The 19,861-nt window shown below is 58.3% G+C and carries 18 protein-coding genes and 3 pseudogenes; 13 read left to right on the forward strand and 8 right to left on the reverse strand.

The genetic code is table 11. From position 1 onward, the window contains the following. Positions 1–51 precede the first annotated feature (51 nt). Positions 52–865 (forward strand): annotated as a pseudogene (locus RL_RS37975) (IS5 family transposase); the annotation flags it as partial. Positions 866–881: 16 nt separating this feature from the next. Here RL_RS37975 and RL_RS41170 read toward each other — a convergent pair. Then, positions 882–1,985 (reverse strand): annotated as a pseudogene (locus RL_RS41170) (tyrosine-type recombinase/integrase); the annotation flags it as partial. Positions 1,986–2,118: 133 nt separating this feature from the next. Between RL_RS41170 and RL_RS37980 the strand changes: the two are divergent. Further along, complete coding sequence (locus RL_RS37980; RefSeq protein ID WP_244432384.1) at positions 2,119–2,229, forward strand: transposase domain-containing protein; 111 nt, start codon at positions 2,119–2,121, stop codon at positions 2,227–2,229. Between the two features lie 226 nt (positions 2,230–2,455). Beyond that, the gene (locus RL_RS24725) at positions 2,456–2,785 is read left to right on the forward strand and encodes a response regulator transcription factor (RefSeq protein WP_049778427.1); all 330 of its coding nucleotides are present in this window, start codon (positions 2,456–2,458) and stop codon (positions 2,783–2,785) included. A gap of 31 nt (positions 2,786–2,816) precedes the next feature. On the opposite strand, the pseudogene RL_RS24730 reads toward RL_RS24725, so the two are convergent. The 3 genes and pseudogenes from RL_RS24730 to traC form a co-directional block, all read right to left on the reverse strand. Then, a pseudogene (locus RL_RS24730) lies at positions 2,817–3,568 on the reverse strand (IS6 family transposase). 4 nt (positions 3,569–3,572) lie between these two features. Beyond that, a complete protein-coding gene (gene traD, locus RL_RS24735; RefSeq protein ID WP_011654561.1) occupies positions 3,573–3,788 on the reverse strand; it encodes a type IV conjugative transfer system coupling protein TraD in 216 nt (71 codons plus the stop codon). Positions 3,789–3,792: 4 nt separating this feature from the next. Then, positions 3,793–4,086 carry a conjugal transfer protein TraC gene (gene traC / locus RL_RS24740; RefSeq protein WP_011654562.1) on the reverse strand — a complete coding sequence of 98 codons (294 nt, stop codon included), beginning with the start codon at positions 4,084–4,086 and terminating at the stop codon, positions 3,793–3,795. Between the two features lie 255 nt (positions 4,087–4,341). Here traC and traA point away from each other — a divergent pair, with 255 nt between their 5' ends. The 4 genes from traA to RL_RS24760 are packed head-to-tail and all read left to right on the forward strand — an operon-like array spanning position 4,342 to position 10,018. Next, positions 4,342–7,668, forward strand: a complete 3,327-nt coding sequence (gene traA, locus RL_RS24745) for a Ti-type conjugative transfer relaxase TraA (protein ID WP_011654563.1) — start codon at positions 4,342–4,344, stop codon at positions 7,666–7,668. A gap of 56 nt (positions 7,669–7,724) precedes the next feature. Next, complete coding sequence (gene traF, locus RL_RS24750) at positions 7,725–8,228, forward strand: conjugative transfer signal peptidase TraF (RefSeq protein ID WP_244432387.1); 504 nt, start codon at positions 7,725–7,727, stop codon at positions 8,226–8,228. Next, a complete protein-coding gene (locus RL_RS24755) occupies positions 8,218–9,381 on the forward strand; it encodes a conjugal transfer protein TraB (RefSeq protein ID WP_011654565.1) in 1,164 nt (387 codons plus the stop codon). Before traF ends, RL_RS24755 begins: the two co-directional genes overlap by 11 nt. Before the next feature lie 16 nt (positions 9,382–9,397). Then, positions 9,398–10,018 carry a TraH family protein gene (locus tag RL_RS24760; RefSeq protein ID WP_011654566.1) on the forward strand — a complete coding sequence of 207 codons (621 nt, stop codon included), beginning with the start codon at positions 9,398–9,400 and terminating at the stop codon, positions 10,016–10,018. Between the two features lie 353 nt (positions 10,019–10,371). On the opposite strand, the gene RL_RS37990 is transcribed toward RL_RS24760, so the two are convergent. Then, on the reverse strand, positions 10,372–10,590 hold the full coding sequence (locus RL_RS37990) for a hypothetical protein (RefSeq protein WP_244432385.1): 219 nt from the start codon (positions 10,588–10,590) through the stop codon (positions 10,372–10,374). Continuing rightward, complete coding sequence (locus tag RL_RS24770) at positions 10,566–11,180, reverse strand: acyl-homoserine-lactone synthase (protein WP_011654568.1); 615 nt, start codon at positions 11,178–11,180, stop codon at positions 10,566–10,568. Before RL_RS24770 ends, RL_RS37990 begins: the two co-directional genes overlap by 25 nt. Before the next feature lie 387 nt (positions 11,181–11,567). On the opposite strand from RL_RS24770, the gene repA reads away from it, so the two are divergent. The 6 genes from repA to RL_RS24800 all read left to right on the forward strand — a co-directional run bounded on the left by repA (position 11,568) and on the right by RL_RS24800 (position 17,677). Further along, positions 11,568–12,758, forward strand: coding sequence for a plasmid partitioning protein RepA (gene repA, locus RL_RS24775; RefSeq protein WP_011654569.1), 1,191 nt, complete (start codon positions 11,568–11,570; stop codon positions 12,756–12,758). Between the two features lie 84 nt (positions 12,759–12,842). Next, positions 12,843–13,838, forward strand: coding sequence for a plasmid partitioning protein RepB (gene repB, locus RL_RS24780; protein ID WP_011654570.1), 996 nt, complete (start codon positions 12,843–12,845; stop codon positions 13,836–13,838). Positions 13,839–13,993: 155 nt separating this feature from the next. Further along, the gene (gene repC, locus RL_RS24785) at positions 13,994–15,238 is read left to right on the forward strand and encodes a plasmid replication protein RepC (protein ID WP_011654571.1); all 1,245 of its coding nucleotides are present in this window, start codon (positions 13,994–13,996) and stop codon (positions 15,236–15,238) included. A 59-nt stretch (positions 15,239–15,297) separates the two neighbouring features. Next, positions 15,298–16,308, forward strand: coding sequence for a hypothetical protein (locus RL_RS24790; protein WP_011654572.1), 1,011 nt, complete (start codon positions 15,298–15,300; stop codon positions 16,306–16,308). 593 nt (positions 16,309–16,901) lie between these two features. Next, complete coding sequence (locus RL_RS39745; protein ID WP_129557810.1) at positions 16,902–17,465, forward strand: hypothetical protein; 564 nt, start codon at positions 16,902–16,904, stop codon at positions 17,463–17,465. Next, positions 17,462–17,677 (forward strand): hypothetical protein, encoded by a 216-nt coding sequence (locus RL_RS24800; RefSeq protein WP_011654575.1) that lies wholly within the window; start codon positions 17,462–17,464, stop codon positions 17,675–17,677. The genes RL_RS39745 and RL_RS24800 overlap by 4 nt, the downstream gene beginning before the upstream one ends. Positions 17,678–17,854: 177 nt before the next feature. On the opposite strand, the gene RL_RS24805 is transcribed toward RL_RS24800, so the two are convergent. Together RL_RS24805 and RL_RS24810 are read right to left on the reverse strand one after the other, a co-directional pair. After that, positions 17,855–18,124: a hypothetical protein gene (locus RL_RS24805; RefSeq protein WP_011654576.1), complete on the reverse strand. Its 270-nt coding sequence runs from the start codon at positions 18,122–18,124 to the stop codon at positions 17,855–17,857. 179 nt (positions 18,125–18,303) lie between these two features. Next, the gene (locus RL_RS24810) at positions 18,304–19,221 is read right to left on the reverse strand and encodes a recombinase family protein (RefSeq protein ID WP_011654577.1); all 918 of its coding nucleotides are present in this window, start codon (positions 19,219–19,221) and stop codon (positions 18,304–18,306) included. Positions 19,222–19,861 lie beyond the last annotated feature (640 nt).

Consider the following 19,861-nt stretch of genomic DNA (forward strand, 5'->3'; position numbering starts at 1 on the left):
AACGGTTCGGCGATAGGCAAACAGGATCGCAATCAGCTTGATCCGAGTGCCATGCCGTACAAACACAACGCCGATCGCCGTCATCACATCGCAAAGATGAACTTCAGGGTGACGAATTGGCCGGAGTACGAGGCAGGCCTGCGTCGGCGGGGCAGTCTTACACTGTGGATGACGCCGGAAGCATTGGCGGGATGGCATGCACCACGGCGAAAAACGCGAGGTGGTCAACCCCGCTATTCCGATCTTGCCATCGAAACGGCCCTGACCCTGGGCTGTGTGTTCGGAATGCGGCTGCGCCAGAGCGAAGGGCTCATGAATTCGGTGTTCGATCTTATGGGACTTGAGATACCCGTCCCCGATCATACGACGCTGAGCCGTCGGGCACAAACGTGGAAGCTGCCGGCCCAACGAAACCCGCCTCTGCCGGACGGCCCGCTGCATGTGCTGGTCGACAGCACGGGGTTAAAGGTGTACGGCGCCGGGCAATGGCTTGAGGAGAAACATGGCGCCAGATCACGCCGCAACTGGCGCAAATTCCATCTGGCAGTGGATGCCAATAGTGGCGAGATCATTGCCCATAGGCTGACCGACCAGGGCACGGATGATCCTTCCCAGGTGGAGCCGTTGCTCAGCCAGATCGACGGCGAGATTGACCAGTTCATAGCCGACGGAGCCTATGATGGCAAGCCAACCTATCAGACGGTCCTGCAGCACAGCGCAACCGCGAACGTCGTCATTCCACCGCGTTCGACGGCGGTGGAAAGCAATGGTGACACAGGGCCACCTGATCAAAGAGACAAGCACATAGCGGCGATCGCAAAAGACGGTCGTCGATGGCGGAGCAGTTGGCCGATCTCAGCAAAGCTGGCGCCCGATCGCAAAAGGTCAGTCGCAAGGCTGTGGCGGAAAAGATGGGCGCCGTGATGCGCATAGCCTTCAATGTCGGCCTGTTCGAGTGCTTGCTTAGCGATCCACGTGATGGCGCTGCCAGATGTAAAACCCACGTGCGGGGCGAGTGTTCGTAGGAAAAGTCGTCGACATGCCGAGGCTGGACGCCCATGTCGGATATAAGCGACGAGTGCTGTTCCGACGTCGTGACGCAGCGGCATAGTCGCTTGGCGTCGTCCCTTTCCGTGTACGAGGATCGTGCCCGACTGCCAGTCGATATCGTCAAGATTGAGGTTGGAAACTTCGCTGGCGCGCAAACCGAGCTTGGCGAGGATCATCAGAACCGCGTAGTCCCGACGACCCATTGCCGTCGTCCGATCACAGGCATCGAGAACCTTCTGGACTTTCTCGGGCGGGAGAAATGTTGGAAGGCCGGCAAGTCGCCAGCGGCGGATGGACGGCACACAGCCAGCGAGCGGCATCGAGATGAAACCCTTCAGATGCAAATAGCGCAGGAAGGCACGCACAACCCCGCACATGGCTTTGCCACTGTCGGCGGAACCATCGAGCGCATGTCGCTCGACATAACCGATCACGGTCTGCGGGGTGAGCGCTGCAAACCCGTCTACGCCTAAAGGGCACACCTCCCGGAGAAATCGAAGCGACAGAAGCTTGTGGCTCCCCATAGTCGCGGCGGCGAGCCCTCTCTCAGTCGAGAGATATTGCCCGAATGCATCGACGATCTTCTCGTGCTCACTGCGCAGAATCGGAAGTGCGGCTGGTATTAAGCCTTTCTCCCGTAACGCCAAAAGCAAGCGGCGGAGTGCCGATCGATCGCCCGAGTCGGGCTTCCAGTGCTTGAAACGATGCTCAAGAAAGCGGTCGACGTGAACCTCGCTTAAATCCTGCGGAGCATGTCCATTGCCAACATGCCAGTCCATCAGATCCCGAAACAGGCTCAGCGAGCGCCACGTGCAATGCCGACTCAAACCTTCGTTCGACATTTTGGCGGCGTAAACGCCCGCAAACTCCCGATACGGACCATAGACCAGCTTCCGGTATAGGGCGCTGCGATTCAAATAGTCAGTTGCGTTCATGTGTCCTCTCCTTCGCGTCAACTGCGACGGAGAGACCCTAAACTATGCCGACTAGCTGCCCGCTATGATGCCGGAAACGTTGGCAAAAAGTTGATTAATCGGCATAGTTCGACGGTCGGCATAAACAGCGAAGATGAACAACGTCGATCCACAGGCCTGGCTCACCCAGACCCTCGAGCGCATAGCCAACGGCTGGCCCAGCAGCGATCTCGATGCACTCATGCCGTGGAATTACGCGGGCTGAACGGTCTCAGCTTGCCGCTTACACAGACTCGGAGTTCAGACAAAGTCGATCCGACAGTTTTTCCGTTGCAGCCTGAGCCGGTTGCGTCAATTTTGCCTATCCCTGGAAGGGGCGGGCGTGACGCATGGACGACAATGCCTCCGTCGGGCTCTGCGTCTGATAGGATCGCCGTTCAGGCTATCGTCAGCTTAGTCCAATAAAGCGGAGCGGGCAGGGAGGAGCCGATGTGAATATTCTACTCGTTGAAGACAATATAGCCCAGGGAACTACCATCGTCACAATTTGCAGGGCTAAGGGCTTTGCGGTCGAGTGGGCAAAGACCGGGGCTTTCGCGGAGGAGTTAGTGCTTTCGGGCTCTTTCGGATGTATCCTTCTCGACTATGTGCTGCCGGACTGTAGCGGTGAAGACATCCTCCGTAGCATCAGGAAGCGATCTGATCCGACGCCGATTGTCATGGTGTCGGGGCAGGCTGGCATAATGGAATGCATCCGGCTTCTTGATGCGGGAGCTGACGACTTTATAACTAAGCCGTACCGGCGATGTCACGTTGTTTGATCAACGGCCGTAAAGTCGCTTGTCGGTAAACTCATGCAATTGCAGCGGTCACGGCTTTCCACTGCGCCATGGCGCGGATGCGATGAATATGGGTGGCTAGGGCTGAGTGTCTCTGGTGCGGCGCGACGAAAAGATTTCGGACTGCTGAAAAGACCGAGATGAAACGTTGCAAACCTCCGACGGATCGAAAGCCCTGCATCATCCGCTCTCGTTTTCGAAGCGGCACGTGAGAATTCTCTGCGCGATTGTTAAGGCCCTTGTGCGATCGATGTTCGACAGCGGGCATCACATCCCGTTTTGCCGCGCCGTATGAGCGCAGTTTGTCGGTGACGATGCGCTTCGGTGACAGGCCCTGCTTCTTCAGCAGCCTGACCAGCAATCTCTTGGCAGCCTTGGTATCGCGGCGGGTCTGGACGATCTCATCGAGAACGTAGCCGTCCTGGTCAACGGCGCGCCAAAGCCAATGTTTTCGGCCGCCTATGGAAATCACGACCTCGTCCAGATGCCAGATATCCTTCCGCGACGGTTTCTTTCTACGCAACTGCTTGGCGTAGGCCGCCCCGAATTTGCGCCACCACCGCCGTATCGTTTCGTAAGAAACGACGATGCCGCGCTCCAGCAACATTTCCTCGACCAGCCGCAGGCTCAACGGGAACCGGAAATACAGCCAGACCGCACGGGCGATGATCTGCGGTGGAAAGCGGTGGTTCTTGTAGCTGATGGTCGATGAGGTCATCTCAACCGAATTATCCGCCACCCGTTAAGTTGCCGACAACGTGACATCGCCCTATTGATCGTCATTGCCGAAGGCCTCCACGCCGATTGCCGTGAGCCTGGACCGCTCGGTATCGTCACTCTTGATGCGGCGCGCTGCATCGACCAGCGCGCCCAGCAACAGCGCTCGCTTCTCGTAGCGCAGACCGGCCTTGACGATCAGTCCGCCGAGCTCGATCTTTTCTCGCGTGTCCTTCTTGCGGGCGTCGGATGTCATCGTCCTCGCCATGCGTTCAAGCCTCGCCAGCGCTGCCCGCGCCCGCGCCAGACGTGACCGGCGCGGTTTGCTGCGAGACGACGGCTGCCCCTCCCCTTTCTTTTCCGGCCGTAGCGCCCTGCCCTCCGCGAAATCGCTTGGTCAGTTGCTCAAACGCTGCCTGAAGCTCCGCCTCGTCGATCTCGATCTCGCCAAGGCCCGCCTTGAGCGCGATCCGTCCGATGCGTTCCGCTTCCCGGGTCTCGGCGATCTTGAGCTGTTCCTGCAGCTTGGCGATTTCGTCGCGAAGTTTCGCGGATGGCTTCTTCATGTCCGTCTGTCTCCCTGGGTGCGAAAGCTTGTCTTTCGAACCCAGTTTTTCGGACCGGAGTGCGGAACGCACTACTGTGAATCCTACAATCGCCAAGGGCGATGCTTTCGGGAATGATCCCGGCCGTTCCGAAGGAGCGGCTTCCAAGGGCGCAATTATACGTCGCTGGCGCGACGTGTTGCTGAGAGAGCCTCGTGGGGCGGCCGCTCCCGACGAGCCTTTTGATTTCGTTCGCAACCGGGAGAGAACTCCGCCGTGGCCGTCCCTCACTTCTCCGTCAGCGTCGTCGCGCGTGGCTCCGGCCGCAGCGCGGTGCTGTCGGCGGCCTACCGGCACTGCGCCAAGATGGAGTTCGAGCGGGAAGCCCGGACGATCGACTACACGCGAAAGCAGGGGCTCCTGCATGAGGAGTTCGTGATCCCTGCCGACGCGCCGGAATGGGTGTGCAGCATGACTGCCGATCGCTCGGTCGCCGGCGCATCCGAGTCCTTCTGGAACAAGGTGGAGGGCTTCGAGAAGCGATCCGACGCGCAGCTCGCCAAGGACGTTACCATAGCCCTGCCGCTCGAGCTGTCTGCCGAGCAGAACATCGCGCTCATGCGCGACTTTGTGGCGGGCCACATCACCGCGAAGGGCATGGTCGCGGACTGGGTCTATCACGACGCCCCGGGCAATCCTCACGTCCACCTCATGACCACATTGCGCCCGCTGACCGAAGACGGTTTCGGTTCGAAGAAGGTCGCCGTGCTCGGCCCGGACGGCAAGCCAATCCGAAATGACGCAGGCAAAATCGTCTATGAGCTGTGGGCCGGTAGCACTGAGGATTTCAATGCGTTTCGCGACGGCTGGTTTGCCTGCCAGAACAAACATCTGGCTCTTGCCGGCCTCGATATCCGCATCGATGGCCGTTCCTTCGAAAAGCAGGGTATCGACCTCGAGCCGACCATTCACCTCGGCGTCGGCGCCAAAGCCATCGAGCGCAAGGCCGAGCAATCCGACCACAAGTCGGAGACCTCGACTCCCAAACTCGAACGCGTCGAGCTTCAGGAGGAGCGCCGCAGTGAGAATGCTCGACGCATCCGGCGTCGTCCCGAGATCGTGCTTGAGCTGATCACGCGGGAGAAGAGCGTCTTTGACGAGCGCGATGTAGCGAAGGTCCTGTACCGGTACATCGACGATGCCCGGCTTTTCCAAAGCCTGATGGTGAGGATACTGCAGAGCCCGGAAGCGCTCCGGCTCGAACGCGAGCGGATTAATCTTGCGACCGGGGTCCGGGAGGCGGCGAAATACTCCACGCGCGAGATGATCCGGCTCGAAGCCGAGATGGCCAACCGTGCGATCTGGCTCTCCGGTCGCGCCTCCCGTGGGGTCCGTGAGACGGTGCTGCAAGCGACATTTGCGCGCCATTCTCGTCTGTCGGATGAGCAGCGAACGGCGATCGAGCATGTCGCCGGGGCCACGCGGATTGCCGCTGTCATCGGCCGCGCCGGGGCCGGCAAGACGACGATGATGAAGGCTGCACGCGAGGCGTGGGAAACGGCCGGTTATCGTGTGGTCGGCGGAGCGTTGGCGGGTAAAGCGGCCGAGGGATTGGAGAAGGAAGCGGGCATCGGCTCCCGCACACTGTCGTCGTGGGAGCTGCGCTGGAACCAGGGTCGCAATCAGCTCGACGACAGATGCGTTTTCGTACTCGACGAGGCCGGCATGGTGTCGTCACGGCAGATGGCGCTGTTGGTCGAAGCAGTCACCAAGGCCGGCGCCAAACTCGTCCTTGTCGGCGATCCGGAACAGCTTCAACCAATCGAGGCCGGCGCTGCGTTCCGCGCCGTTGCCGATCGCGTCGGCTACGCCGAACTCGAGACGATCTATCGCCAGCGCGCGCAATGGATGCGCGATGCCTCGCTCGATCTCGCTCGTGGCAATATCCGCAGGGCTGTCGACGCCTACACCGCCCATGGTCGAATGATTGGTTTGAGACTGAAGGACGACGCGGTCGAGAGCCTGATCGCAGCGTGGGACCGCGACTACGATCCTTCGAAGACCAGCCTGATCCTCGCACACCTTCGCCGCGACGTCCGAATGCTCAACGATATGGCCCGAGCCAAGCTGGTCGAGCGTGGCGTCGTCGCAAACGGATTTGCGTTCAAGACAGAGGACGGACCCCGCATGTTCGCGGCCGGCGACCAGATCGTGTTCCTCAAGAACGAGGGGAGCCTTGGCGTCAAGAACGGCATGCTGGCAAAGGTGCTTGAGGCCGCGCCTAGACGTATCGTCGCCGAGGTTGGCGAAGGCGAGCATCGTCGGCAGGTCACGGTAGAGCAGCGCTTCTATAACAGCCTCGATCACGGCTATGCGACGACGATCCACAAGAGCCAGGGCGCGACCGTCGACCGGGTGAAGGTGCTTGCCTCCCTCTCGTTGGATCGCCATCTCACCTATGTGGCCATGACGCGCCATCGTGAGGATCTCACTGTCTACTACGGCAGTCGCTCCTTCGCAAAATCCGGCGGCCTCATCCAGATCCTGTCGCGCCGTAACGCCAAGGAAACGACCCTCGATTACGAGAAGGCGTCGTTCTATCGCCAGGCGCTGCGCTTCGCGGAAGCGCGGGGCCTTCATCTTGTCAACGTCGCCCGCACGATCGCACACGATCGCCTCCAATGGGCCGTTCGGCAAAAACAGAAACTCGCCGACCTCGGCGCCCGTCTAGCCGCCATCGGCAAAGCGATCGGGCTGGCCCGCGGCAGCAACAAACAAACCGCCCCGAACACGATCAAGGAGGCCAAGCCCATGGTGTCAGGTATCACCACCTTCCCGAAATCGCTCGACCAGGCTGTCGAAGACAAGCTCGCCGCCGATCCCGCGCTCAAGAAGCAATGGGAGGACGTCTCGACCCGCTTCCATCTCGTCTACGCGCAGCCGGAAGCCGCCTTCAAGGCGATCAATGTCGACGGCATGGTCAAGGATCAGTCGGTCGCGCAGTCCACCCTCGCAAAAGTCGCCGGCGCCCCCGAAAGCTTCGGTGCGCTGAAGGGCAAGACCGGTGTTCTCGCCAGCCGTGCCGACAGGCAGGACCGGGAAAAAGCCATTGCCAATGTGCCGGCGCTCGCCCGAAATCTTGAACGCTACCTTCGTGAGCGGGCCGAGGCCGAATTCAAACATGAGAAGGAGGAGCGCGCGGTCCGGCTCAAGGTTTCCGTCGACATCCCGGCGCTCTCTCCAGCCGCCAAGCAAACGCTCGAACGCGTGCGCGATGCGATCGATCGCAACGATCTTCCGGCTGGCCTCGAATACGCGCTCGCCGACAAAATGGTGAAAGCAGAACTCGAAGGTTTCGCCAAGGCGGTTGCCGAACGTTTCGGGGAACGGACCTTCCTGCCTTTGGCTGCGAAAGACACGAGTGGCAAGACTTTCGAGGCCGTCACATCAGGCATGACGGCCGGCCAGAAGGCGGAGGTCCAATCTGCGTGGAACTCCATGCGTACGGTCCAGCAGCTTGCCGCCTATGAACGAACGATGGAAGCGCTCAAGCAGGCCGAGATGCTGCGGCAAACCAAGAGCCAAGGGCTCTCGCTGAAATGACCGGGGCTGCAACCCGCCGGTCGATGACCACGCAGCAACGACGAGCCATTGTGGTTATGTCCGTGGCGGCGGTGGCCGCCATCCTGCTGGCGGTGACTGCCGTCGCCGGCGGCTACCGCATCAATCTGACACCGAGCGAGCCGCTCGGTCTGTGGCGCATCATCCCGCTTGATCGACCGGCAGCAGTCGACGACCTCCTGTTCATCTGCCCACCGGAAACGGCGGCGATGCGGGAAGCGAGGGCACGAGGCTATCTCCGTTCTGGTTCCTGCCCGGGCGGCTTTGCACCGTTGATTAAGACAGTGATGGCCGTTGCAGGACAGCATGTCGAAATCGGCGACAGCGTGAGCGTGGATGGGCGGGGGGTTTCCTCTTCCAGTCTCGCACAACGAGATGGAAAAGGCCGGCCGCTGACGCCCTCTCCGAGCGCCATTATACCGCCAGGATATGTCTTCCTGCATTCCGCATTCCCCGGCTCCTACGACTCCCAATACTTCGGTCCGGTGCCAGCTTCCGCCATTCTCGGCCTGGCGCAGGAGGTCCTCACCTATGCGCCGTGATTACATTCGGTCGACGCTGCTGATCTTCGCTTCGATCGTAATCGGCGTGGTGGGCTGGAGCGGGCATGTGTTGCTTCTACCCGTCGCGCTGGGGTTTCCCGTTCTCTGGTCGACCTCGCAATCGAGATCGGTAGCGGCACTTGTCTCCGCCGCATATTTCCTGGCCGCATCACGGGGTTTGCCCCAAGGCGTGGCCGCCTTTTATTCGTCCAATATCTGGCCGGGCCTCCTGCTCTGGCTGGGTGCGTCTATGAGTTTCGTTACCGTCCATTCCGTCCTCTGGACGAAGTACCCGAACGTTCGTCCGTTTCGCTATCTCCTCGCAGCGATCGTCATGTTCATTCCGCCGTTCGGCATCACCGGCTGGGCGCATCCTGTCACGGCTGCTGGTGTTCTGTTTCCGGGATGGGGATGGTGCGGACTAGGGCTTATGACAGCTGGCCTTGCCGGCCTCGTAACCCGCACGTGGCCAGCTGTCGCCATCGCCTTAATAGGCTTTTGGCTGTGGTCCGCCGCGATCTGGACCGACGCGAAACTACCGGAAGGCTGGCGCGGCGTCGATTTGGAAATGGGGGCTTCGCTCGGCCGTGAGGCCGGACTTCAACGCCAGCGTGACATGATCGCAACGGTGCGTGGCGCAGCCAGCGATGGCGTTCGCTTTGTGGTGCTGCCGGAAAGTGCGCTTGGTTTCTGGACACCGACCGTGGCGCGGCTTTGGACAGGCGCGTCCGGCGATACCGATGCGACGGTCATCGTCGGCGCAGTAATGGTCGATCCAAAGGGTTACGACAATGTCCTCGTCGCGATCGACCGTAGGCGCGGCCGCATCCTCTATCGCGAACGTATGCCGGTTCCCGGTTCGATGTGGCAGCCGTGGCGATCCTGGTTTGGGGAGAATGGCGGCGCCCGGGCGGATTTCTTCGCGAACCCAGTCGTCTCCATCGGTGCCGGCCGGGCTGCACCACTGATCTGCTACGAACAACTGATCGTTTGGCCGGTGCTTCAGTCCATGCTGCACGATCCTGACTTCATCATTGCCGTCGGAAACGGCTGGTGGACCGATGGGACGTCGATCGTCCCCATCCAGCGCGCCGTCACCACCGCATGGGCAAAACTCTTCGCAAAATCACTCGTCACAGCCTTCAACACCTGAGTGCCAAGGGGACACCATGCTCGACGCCGCCATGATAAAAGAATGCGCAGACCCTTCCCTCAAGCCCGCGATCGTCGAGCAGTTCGTGACCGCCGCCGGCTCCGGTGATCCCCTCGCTGTCACCGTCAAATCAGGCGGCCGATTGATCCTCGTTCCGAAAGCGGCATCGACTGAGGAGGCGATGGCGATCATACGGCAACATGTTGGTCAGGCCGTCGTTCGCGTTGGGCTGACCCAGTTCCCCGCTGGCGTGGGAGTGAAGGAACCGGCGGATTTGAAACCCGACCTTGTCGATGCCTGCCAAAACCTTCGCAAAGGCACGGCGATGTTCGCCAAGGTCCTCCGGATCGTTGCGAAATGGTATGGCAACCCCACGAGCAAAGACGTCTTCCCGCAGATTTTCGAGGATGGGGTTTACGCATGGAAGACCGGTGAGTTCGAGGGCGTGAGCGTGTTTCAGGCGGAGGATCCCGGCGGGGCACCAGCCAACCAAGAGGAACCGCGGACCGATAAATCGGAGGCGGATACAGTCGATCCCGGGGCTCTGCTGCAGACTGAGGCAGAACCTTCGGACGAAAAGAAAATTGGCACTGCGGGGACACGGATCGATCTATCTCGCATTGGTGGTCAGCAATAGCGTTGAGTTCGTCTTTGCTCGTGAGGCATGTTCGGTCTAGCGAGAACTCAGCGCGAGTCCAATTCTTTTTATTCCCTGACGCGGGAAAGTGTAAACCTTTCAAAGGGTACATGGCTGATAAGTGTGCTGGACAGGAACTATTTATTGGAATTCATGACCTTCCAGTGGAAATTTATTTTGGAGTTGTCTTGGGCGTTCCCGCACTGGCTGCACTGATTTTAGGAATTGGGGCACTGTTTAGGACAGCTGGCCTCCCAAATGACGACGAACCAAATGCGAAAAACAGTGCCGGCGGTTGATGCCCGGTGGTTTTGGCGGTTGGTGGTGGTCCTTGGAGGTATCCGTCGCACCAGTCATTCCGATGTCTCGGGCTCCAGGCCCTGCGACGAACTCGGAAGGCCCCAGCGCACGTTGGCAAGCTCGCGGCCGGCCGGCGTGTTGCGGACGATTGGCGCCATATAATCGGGCCAGACTTCTTGAAGCGGCTCCATGTTACCGGTGCTGTCTATCATCGCGCTGGTAATCGCGCGAATGGCCTCCTGATTGCTCAGTACCCGGTAAAGATTGCACACGTTTCCTCCCATGGGCGGAGCCTTAGGAACGTGTCCGCATTGGCGCGCAGTGTGCCCGCCACGGCCATCGTCACGCCGATCTTTTTGGGTTCGCCCAACCGCTGCAGCGGCCATCTGACGCGAGCGAGGATTCGCTCGAACCGAAGATCGGTCACCGTGACAATCTCGGTATAGCCATTTGCCATGCACCATTCGATGATGCCAGCGAACATGGTCAGCGTGGCTTCATGAACCGAGCCGTTGCCCCTCCCCTCCGCTAGAGTCGTGTCGACGCAGAAGCGAGAACTCTCGATCATAGCGGCATGACCGTTGAGTTGACCGTCGGGGAGAAGCGACGGGAAAACATCGGCCACCATTGTCGGACCAAGCGTAGGAAGAAACCTCGCGCACCCCGCCGGTTGGCCGGTCCCAGCGACGGCGAAAACATAGGTCGGCCGAAGCGCGTCGAAACCATCCGACTCGCACCCCGCCGATACATCGACTTCCCAACCCAGACGATCGGAAAAGACCCGCGCACGAAGCTGGTAGTGCATGTGTAGGAGATGTGCATCCTGGAGCGTCCGGGGCGTCGAAAGCGCGAGAACCTGCATGATTTTCTCCGTCGTTGTTGTCGGCGGGAAATCAGCACAGATTTTGACAGGTCGGCAGTTGTATAATCCTACAAGGCGCACTCGCGTGAGTCGGCCATGACAAGCGACAAAGAGCGATCAAGCGCGCCCTTGTGCGCCCACATAAAGGCGGGCGAGTTGTAGGATTCACAGTAAAACAGAGCATGAACGCGGCAGGCCATTTCGCTTGTTAAATACATGAAAATGCAAGAAAAAGAATTTGCAAACGTGCAACACGTCGATTTTGCGTTAACCCTTTGTTAACCTTAAATCTCTTGCGGCTATGCGAGAATCGGAAGATAGTTGCGAAAAATGGCGCTATGGGGCCATTTTTTCGAAAGTTTAGTCTCCCGGGGAATAGTTTGCCAAATGAGCCATTCGCAGCCCAACCGATTTGATATCGAGATTGCCCAGCAAGGGGCAAAGATCTCAAATGCGTTGCATATGCTCCGCAGCCAGCAATATCCCCCCGATGCTCGCAAGGGATTGCGCAAATTTCAACTGGGGGAAGTCGCCGACTTCATCGGCGTCACCCAAAGCCATCTTCGACAAATTCATTCGGAGGGGAAGGGCCCTGAGATCGAATCGGTCAGTGGACGGCGCTATTATACGGCTGACCAGATGTTGGAGCTTCGCGACTATCTGGAGGCCAATAAAAAATCTGACAAGAGATACTACGTTCCTCGTCGTCGTGAAGGTGAGCCGATGCAGGTCGTATCGGTCGTGAATTTTAAGGGCGGAAGCGGAAAGACAACGACCGCCGCGCACCTTGCGCAATACCTCGCCCTCACCGGCCATCGCGTACTGGCGGTCGACCTCGATCCGCAGGCATCGCTGACGTCCCTGTTTGGAATTCAACCTGAACTCGATGATACAGCCTCTCTCTACGAGGCGCTTCGCTTCGATGATGAGCGCAAGTCTATCGCGGAAGTCATCCAACCAACGAACATTCCCGGCCTGGACGTGGTTCCAGCAAATCTGGTTCTGCAGGAATACGAGTATGATGTTCCCCTGGCAATCTCGTCCAAGAAGGGTGAGGACGGCCGGTTGTTCTATATGCGCATTTTCAATGCGCTGAAGCAGGTGGACGACAGATACGACGTGGTCGTCATAGATTGCCCGCCACAGTTAGGATACCTGACGATCACGGCGCTTATGGCCTCCACAGGCATCCTGATCACTATCCATCCCCAGATGCTGGACATCATGTCGATGAGCCAGTTCCTGATGATGTTGGGCGGCATAATGGGGCCGGTCGCAGAAGCTGGCGCCGAGATGCGTGTCGAATGGTTCCGCTATCTTGTTACGCGCTTCGAGCCGACCGACATCCCGCAAGCGCAGATGGTCGGGTTCATGCAATCCATGTTTGCCCAACAAATGCTGCGAAATCACGTCCTGAAGTCGACTGCAATTTCCGATGCTTCGATAAAGAAGCAGACCTTGTATGAGGTCGAGCGAGGCGATTTCGTTCGTTCCACCTACGACCGTGCCATGGAAAGCCTGAACGCAGCCAACGGCGAAATCATGGAACTAATCCACGGCGCATGGGGGCGGAAATGACGCACTTGTCAGCCGTTTTTTTGCAGAGTTTTGTAAGAGATTTCAAACCTTTGTTGACGTTGAAAGCGATTTTGGAGGCCGGCTATGGCACGTGAAAATCCATTTGCAAAACTGGACATGGCTTCAATCGCGTCTAACCAGACACCGACGAAGCCTGGCTACGGTATGACGGGTGCAGCTAAGACTGTCGTTCGGTCGATCGAGGACTTGGCCGAGAATACCAAGAAGCTTATGGAAGGCGAGGTGATCGTGGACCTGGATCCACGGGTAATTGACGTTTCCTTTGTCGCCGATCGTCTTTCCGACGATGGCGAGGAGTACCAGGAGCTTAAGCAGGCGATTAGCGAGTCCGGCCAGACGACGCCTATTCTGGTTCGACCCAGTTCGTCAGATAGTCAACGCTTTATGGTTGTCTTCGGTCATCGGCGTTTAAGGGTGGCGAAAGAGCTCGGAGTTCCGGTCAAGGCAGTTGTCAAAAAAATGGACGACATCACGTCCGCTATCGCACAGGGGCAGGAAAATTCCGCTCGATCAAACCTGTCGTTCATCGAGCGTGCGTATTTTGCACAGAACCTGCTCGCGTCCGGAATGACGAAGGAAGTGGTTCGATCATCACTCGCGATCGATGACGCGATGCTCTCAAAGATGCTCGGTGTCGTGGAGACGGTCCCAGCGTCGATCCTCAAGGTGCTCGGAGCGTCCAAGAAGATTGGGCGTGACAGGTGGTTGAGCCTCCGCCAATTACTTCTCGCCCCCGCCCTCTTGAAAGTTGCCATCGAGCGTGCGGCAGCCGTGGAGTTCGTTGCGCTGGCTGAGGACAAGAGGTTCGATGAACTTCATGACTACCTGAAGCGGTACAAGGTCAAATCGGCTGCAAAGAAGCCCCAGGCCAGCGCGCCCGGGAAGGATTGGACATCGAGTGACGCTTCACTGAATTTTGTAATGAACGCCAAATCGAAGAAGGTTGCGATCGAACTTTCGAATGTCGAAGCGAAGCCCTTCAGCGAGTGGCTTTCAGCCCAAATGGATCGTTTGTACGACGAGTACAGAGGATCGAAGCAGGAAAACAACGGAGACTGAACCGCAAAAGAAAAAGGCCCCCAAACGGTAAACCGTGGAAGCCTCTCTCGTATCTCTCGCAGGATTGAGAATCGCATTTCCCGGAATCACAGTCAAGAGTCTTGGCACCGATTTGGTGAGCGGATTTCTTTTGCCTGAAGAAAGGTGAGAGAAAAATGCAGACGGGACATGTAACGACGCCCTTTGGGCGGCGGCCGGCGAAGCTTGCCTTGGTGAAAGGGCAATTGGCGATCGCGGGTTCAAAGCCAAACGCACGTATTGAAAAGTGGAAAGTGTTTCGAGACGTTTGCGAGGCGCGCGAACGCTTCGGCCTTCAGGACAGAGCACTGGCCGTTCTCGATGCGCTTTTGACGTTTTATCCCAATGGAGAGCTCGACGCTGAACATGGACTTGTCGTGTTTCCGTCCAATGCGCAGCTATCCGTACGAGCTCACGGGATTACGGAATCGACACTCCGCCGGCAGCTTGGGGCGCTTGTCGATGCCGGGCTTATCCATCGCCGAGATAGTCCGAACGGCAAGCGTTACGCACATCGCAATCGCGAGGGTGAAATCGAGCAGGCATACGGTTTTGATCTAGCCCCGCTCTTGGTTCGCGCCAGCGAGCTAGCAATCTTGGCACAGGACGTCGCCGCAGAACGCATGCGCTTTCGGAGAGCAAAAGAAGCTCTCACGATATGCCGACGCGATGTCCGCAAGCTAATCTCGGCTGCGGTCGAGGAGGGTGCGTTTGGTAACTGGGGTAAGGTGGAAACGGCGTATATCGATATCCTCGCGCGACTTCCTCGCTATCCGAACAGAGCACAGGTCGAATTGACTCTCGATGAAATGGAGCTTCTGCGCGAAGAGGCGCTCAACATTCTGGAAACTCAGCTAAATACTGAAGATTTGCTTGGCAATGCCATTCAGAATGACCGCCACATACAGAATTCAAAACCCGAATCTATCCATGAACTTGAACCTAGCTCTGGACAAAAGCTGGGTGAAGGCTCGGCGGAAAGAGCTCAGACCGAGAGTGAGACGGAAGGACGTCCGAAGGCTAGGCCTGAGCCGATCAAGGCCTTTCCGCTCGGAATGGTTCTTCGTGCCTGCCCGCAGATTGCCGATTATGGTCCAGGCGGGCGCATAGAACACTGGCGTGAGCTCATGAAAGCGGCCGTCGGGGTGCGTTCCATGCTGGGCGTCAGTCCGTCAGCTTACGAGGAGGCCTGCAACGCGATGGGGCCGGAAAATGCTGCGGTGGCAATGGCATGCATTCTCGAACGATCGACTTTGATAACTTCTGCCGGTGGTTATCTTCGGGATCTCACCAAGCGCTCTCAGCGCGGGGAGTTTTCCCTCGGGCCGATGCTGATGGCTCTTATGAAGGTCAATGACGAAGGAAAGCGAAGAACCGCTTAGTCGGACGTTAGGAGCTTCGTAGAAACCGATTCTGTTTGTTTCATGGGAACAGGCATAACTTGTCAGCCGTTTTTTTTCATCATTTCCTCTTCTGTTACAGTGAGTTATTCGCGTTGAAGAACAAATTTCCAGCGGGAACCGGGGTGATGTGGAAGGCGAAGGAAAAGCAACTGAGTGTTGAGCAAATCAATGGTCATGTTGCGAATAGGAACCGCTTGATCGTCGGTCGAGCACCCGAGAACACCGAAATGCTGTTCACGGCGGCCGAACTTTACGGTGCTATGGCGCAGTGCTCCAGCAGAGCGAAGATGGATCAGCATGCGGCGAGAGCTCAGGTTCAGATGTGCCGCCATCTCATCGCCAGGCACGTCGATGACAAGAATGATCGTTTCGCTTTGTTGGATACTGCCCGGACCCTGAAGGACTATGTCGGAAAAGCCATGACCGGTCTCGTTGGTGACGGCATCGCCTATCTTCAGATGGTTCGAGATGGATACCGTTGGGTAGATCATTTCGAAAACCACGCCGTCCATGGCAAGCCGCCAACCACCCGGTCGCCGGACTATGTCTTCAGTCGCACAGGAGATCTATTCGTCGCCCTTGCAGAGTCCAAAGCGACCAAGGGAGCTTCCCGGGCCGCTTTCACAAAAACTGTCAGGGACGGATATCACGGACAAGTCGAGCCCTATCTGGGCCGCAAGATCGGCACCTGGATCGCGTCGCATGGCTATGCCGTCGGCAGCTGGATGAAGTCGGTGAAGAAGGCCGAGATATTCATCGACCACACGGTGAGTTCAGGTTCGTCATCCGGTAACGGGGAGGACCCTTCCGAAAATTCTGATCCGCGGAGCGTGCGGTTCGGCAGCTATTGCGGCGTCCTGACTCTCCTGTTTGGGCCTGACATCGGAGAGGCAGCGCGCGATCGCCGCTGGAGACCTTCCGAGCAGACCTTCACCACCGTTGACTGGCTTGACCGGACGTGGATTGTCGGAGAAGACGCCGAGTGGGAGCCGTTGGTCGTCACTGGGGAAAAGCACCTGATTTCAAATCGGGACCGGTGCGATTTGTGAATGGTATGGCGCTGGACATGGAAGTTGCTCGGCGTGTCTTTGCTTTGATCGAGTCGAGCGAAGGGATTTGGATCTCATGGGAGAGCTTCCGGAGTTCCCTGCGGATCTCATCGAGCAGCGAAGCGTTCCGGAGGCGCAATCTTTCCGGACGGCTTTGCCGTTCTCGGTCGGAAGGAAGACTTGAGCCACTTTTCGCGGATATCGGTGAAGCCGCCGGCGCAGGCCGCGCCTGCGTTGGTTAAAATCGAACTCCCGGCACGCCTTGGTCGCTGGGGGAATTCGGCTGATTGAGGCTCGATTACCTTCAAGCTCCAACGCGGATGTTGTTGAGGAGAATAAGGCGCGGCTATTCCTCACTCATGAATAGCTGATGGTGTTTGTCCGATCGCTGCTTCTGCCCAAATGTCACGAAGCCGGATCCCGCCTGCGAAGAGCCTAAACCTGACCGCCTATGCCAGTTGTTGTGATCATGCCCAGGGGCGGATTTTCGGGCAGCGTGTATAAAGCGACGTCATTTGGAACCGCACGGAGGATCGAAGGCACCCATGACTGTTGAAAAGCCGCCGAGGAGCGGACCCGGCCCCGAAGAGTAAGTGCGCATTTACGCTCGACGTCAGCGTGAACGGTACCGTTTCGACTCCAGCAAGATCGCCCGCGCGGAAAATGTCTACGTGGCCTGGATCGACCTCATGGGAGCGGGACACCTTATGTCTGTTTCTCTGGAAACAGCCCGCCAACGCGCTGGTTCGACTCCACATGGCGGTGGAGCATGCAATAGCAAAGAAGACATCTATCGAGACGCTACCAATCAACGACGGGGTTTTCATTCTCTCCCCGCACAATCTGACATTGAACAGGTCGTGAGGTCGGTGATGATCGATCTCTCATCGATATTCATTTCTACTCCTGACCCTCAGAACAAGGTCCTTCTTCGTGGCGGTATTGCCTTCGGTCCGGTCTACCGCGGCGAAGCGATCGCTGCGGGTCTCGCTGCCGGCAAACGCGAAAAGCACAAGGAGGCACTCAGCCGTGTCGCTTTCGGGCCGGCAATCATTCAGGCGTATCGAGGGGAGGGCCCGCCGCGCCACCTTATGGTATCGCAGTTCATGAATCTGCCCGCTCTTTCGCGCCGCCAGCAACGACGCCTTTCCTTATGACCCACTGGTTGTGGTGGCTGACGCATCCGGATCTCGAACATCCGGATGGTGCCCCGCCGCTCACGATCCTCAAGGAGGTTCTGTGCGGTGACCTCATCAAGCATTTCGCTTGGCTTCGCTCGACCCTGCTTCTGCATGGACTTCCCGCCGAAAAGCTGACGCAATGGGAGCAGATGGCGCAGCAGTATTTCAGACTGAGGGCTCCCTCGTGAGCCCTGGAGCCGACCGGTGAAAGCTTTCTGGCGCACCTTTGTTATTTTGTTGTTCCTGACGCCTCCTTCAAGCGGCAGTGAATTCAGGAGCACGGTATGGATCGGTGCTGTACCCGAAGTCCTGAAGAGCGGAAGCGCTCTCAGACCCGACTTCAACCCTCGTCTGCTAAGCCTCGATCATGAAGGCGCGTCAGACTTGGCGACCGGGATCGTCACGTCATTACCGTCCTTGAACTCGAACTGACGTTTGATCACCTCGGTTGGCCTTTCTTCGCTCGGGTCTGAAACATTAAGCTGCACGCCGTGAGAATAAGAGACGCGTGGCGTGGCCATGTATTTCAGCATGGGGGCCGTAAAAGTCTCAGCTTTGTGGGTCAGATCGAATAGCAAAGCGCAGAATAACGCGATGTGATCAGTCCCATTGGGTTCCGACGGTGCCACCCACATGAACTGGTTTGGTGCTCCAAAATAAGGAACTGGTCGCAGCGTTGGTGAAAAACCTTCTTGGGAATAGACGCCTACCGGCGGCTGGGCTGGACCTCCTCAAAGCCTAGCTTGGAAGGACATGCCATCGAACACCGGCAGGAAAAAGAACCGTGCCATCGGTCGCCTGATGAACCGTGCCCTCAGCGGGGGATAAGTCCAAACCGGTACGCTTCGTCCAAGAGGTCGCGGACGGAGGAGGGCTGCCACTTCTTGCCGCCTCGCGCTGGACGTTCTCCCATCTGGTCCAATTGAGCGCCAATATCGCGAAGCGATAAATCGGGGTCAGCAATGGCGATAGCCGCCACAAGCTTCATCAGGTGGTCCTCCGGCGCGCGACGGGGGGACCGGGCAAGGAGCTCCTTCTCAGCAAGCTTCTCGCGGACCATGCGATGAACCGCGCGGCGAAGGCGCTCGACGGTCCAATCGTGGCCGCGACGATTGAGCACCCGAACCACATTGTCCCAGCTGTGCTGGGGCCTGAGTTGCCGCACCAACGGCAGCCACGTCTGCGCCGACGCGATGAGTTCATCGAGATAGAGTTTCTCGCGTGCTTGCGACACCGCTTTGATCGCCTCCGGTCGCCGTTCTCGCAGGCCGGGGTTTCCGGGAAGTTTGCCGCGCGCCTTGGCCGCCTTGATGCCAGCTTTGGTGCGTTCGGCGATCAGCGCTCTCTCGAGCTGCGCGACCGCGCCGAGAACCTGGAGGGAAAACATGCCCTGTGGCGTGGAGGTATCGATCGGATCACGGATCGACCGAAAATGGACACCACGCTCTTCGAGATCTTCGATCACTTGCAGAAGATGGCTGACCGATCGGGCGAGGCGATCCAACCGGACGACGACCAGCACGTCGCCGTCTGCGAGCTCGCCGAGCAGTCTCGTCAGAACCGGGCGCGCCCGCGATGCGCCCGAACCGTGCTCCTGAAAAATCCGCTCGCAGCCGGCGGCACGCAACTCGTCCATCTGAGCGTCATGGACCTGGTCGTCAGTCGAAACGCGTGCATAGCCGATAAGGCGCTTCGGCGCTGGCGATGTGTTGATGGCTTGCCGCTTTGCCATGATTTTCTCGAGCATTCTCCGGTACATTGTACAGATAAGGGATGCGTGAGAAAATGACCAGTTGCAAGCGTGTTTTATGATCCAAATGCAGCCCCACCAGACTCGAAAAACCGCATCGGACGAGCATCCGGTCGTAACCAACATGAAACGCGCTCTGTTGGCCATCTGCGGCGGAAATGCCTGAAAATAAGGAGATCGGAGGAGGGGAGGGCCAGGAAAACCCGTTTGAGTGTAAAGACGATGGAGAATTCTGCGCTCATCGGCAGGGCAGGGCTGCTCTGAGTGGTCTGCAGAGCAGAGACGTTTCCCCCGAACCTAGCCGAAATCTCCTCGAAAGGCCGGAAAACAAAGCGTTTCCGGTCATCTAGGATGGCTGACACGGTGATTTGCGCCTCGAGATCAATAACCATCGATAACCAGTACTTATCGATGGTGAGAAGGCCGGCTGTGGTTCATGGTTGGTTGCGGAAGCAAAGGTCTCGTTAAATACCGTTATGCGCTCTAGTAGCCTATAATTCAATGGCCTAACTGCCGCGATCCGACGGAAACAATGGTCAAATTCGGTAAGCGGGGCTGATTTGGTGGCCATGCCGACACAATCAGCATGTCTGACGCAGCGCAGGGTGCTCGTGCGCAAAGG

This window comes from Rhizobium johnstonii 3841 (assembly GCF_000009265.1).
Taxonomy (GTDB): Bacteria; Pseudomonadota; Alphaproteobacteria; order Rhizobiales; family Rhizobiaceae; genus Rhizobium; species Rhizobium acaciae.

What these genes read in the sequence shown, in the direction of transcription:
- RL_RS24800 (WP_011654575.1), top strand. Translation starts at nt 17,462, where the DNA reads ATGACCCACTGGTTGTGGTGGCTGACGCATCCGGATCTCGAACATCCG.
- repB (WP_011654570.1), top strand. Translation starts at nt 12,843, where the DNA reads ATGGCACGTGAAAATCCATTTGCAAAACTGGACATGGCTTCAATCGCG.
- RL_RS24810 (WP_011654577.1), bottom strand. Translation starts at nt 19,221, where the DNA reads ATGGCAAAGCGGCAAGCCATCAACACATCGCCAGCGCCGAAGCGCCTT.
- traD (WP_011654561.1), bottom strand. Translation starts at nt 3,788, where the DNA reads ATGGCGAGGACGATGACATCCGACGCCCGCAAGAAGGACACGCGAGAA.
- RL_RS37980 (WP_244432384.1), top strand. Translation starts at nt 2,119, where the DNA reads ATGAACAACGTCGATCCACAGGCCTGGCTCACCCAGACCCTCGAGCGC.
- RL_RS24760 (WP_011654566.1), top strand. Translation starts at nt 9,398, where the DNA reads ATGCTCGACGCCGCCATGATAAAAGAATGCGCAGACCCTTCCCTCAAG.
- repA (WP_011654569.1), top strand. Translation starts at nt 11,568, where the DNA reads ATGAGCCATTCGCAGCCCAACCGATTTGATATCGAGATTGCCCAGCAA.
- RL_RS24770 (WP_011654568.1), bottom strand. Translation starts at nt 11,180, where the DNA reads ATGCAGGTTCTCGCGCTTTCGACGCCCCGGACGCTCCAGGATGCACAT.
- RL_RS24755 (WP_011654565.1), top strand. Translation starts at nt 8,218, where the DNA reads ATGCGCCGTGATTACATTCGGTCGACGCTGCTGATCTTCGCTTCGATC.
- repC (WP_011654571.1), top strand. Translation starts at nt 13,994, where the DNA reads ATGCAGACGGGACATGTAACGACGCCCTTTGGGCGGCGGCCGGCGAAG.
- traF (WP_244432387.1), top strand. Translation starts at nt 7,725, where the DNA reads ATGTCCGTGGCGGCGGTGGCCGCCATCCTGCTGGCGGTGACTGCCGTC.
- traC (WP_011654562.1), bottom strand. Translation starts at nt 4,086, where the DNA reads ATGAAGAAGCCATCCGCGAAACTTCGCGACGAAATCGCCAAGCTGCAG.
- RL_RS24805 (WP_011654576.1), bottom strand. Translation starts at nt 18,124, where the DNA reads ATGTGGGTGGCACCGTCGGAACCCAATGGGACTGATCACATCGCGTTA.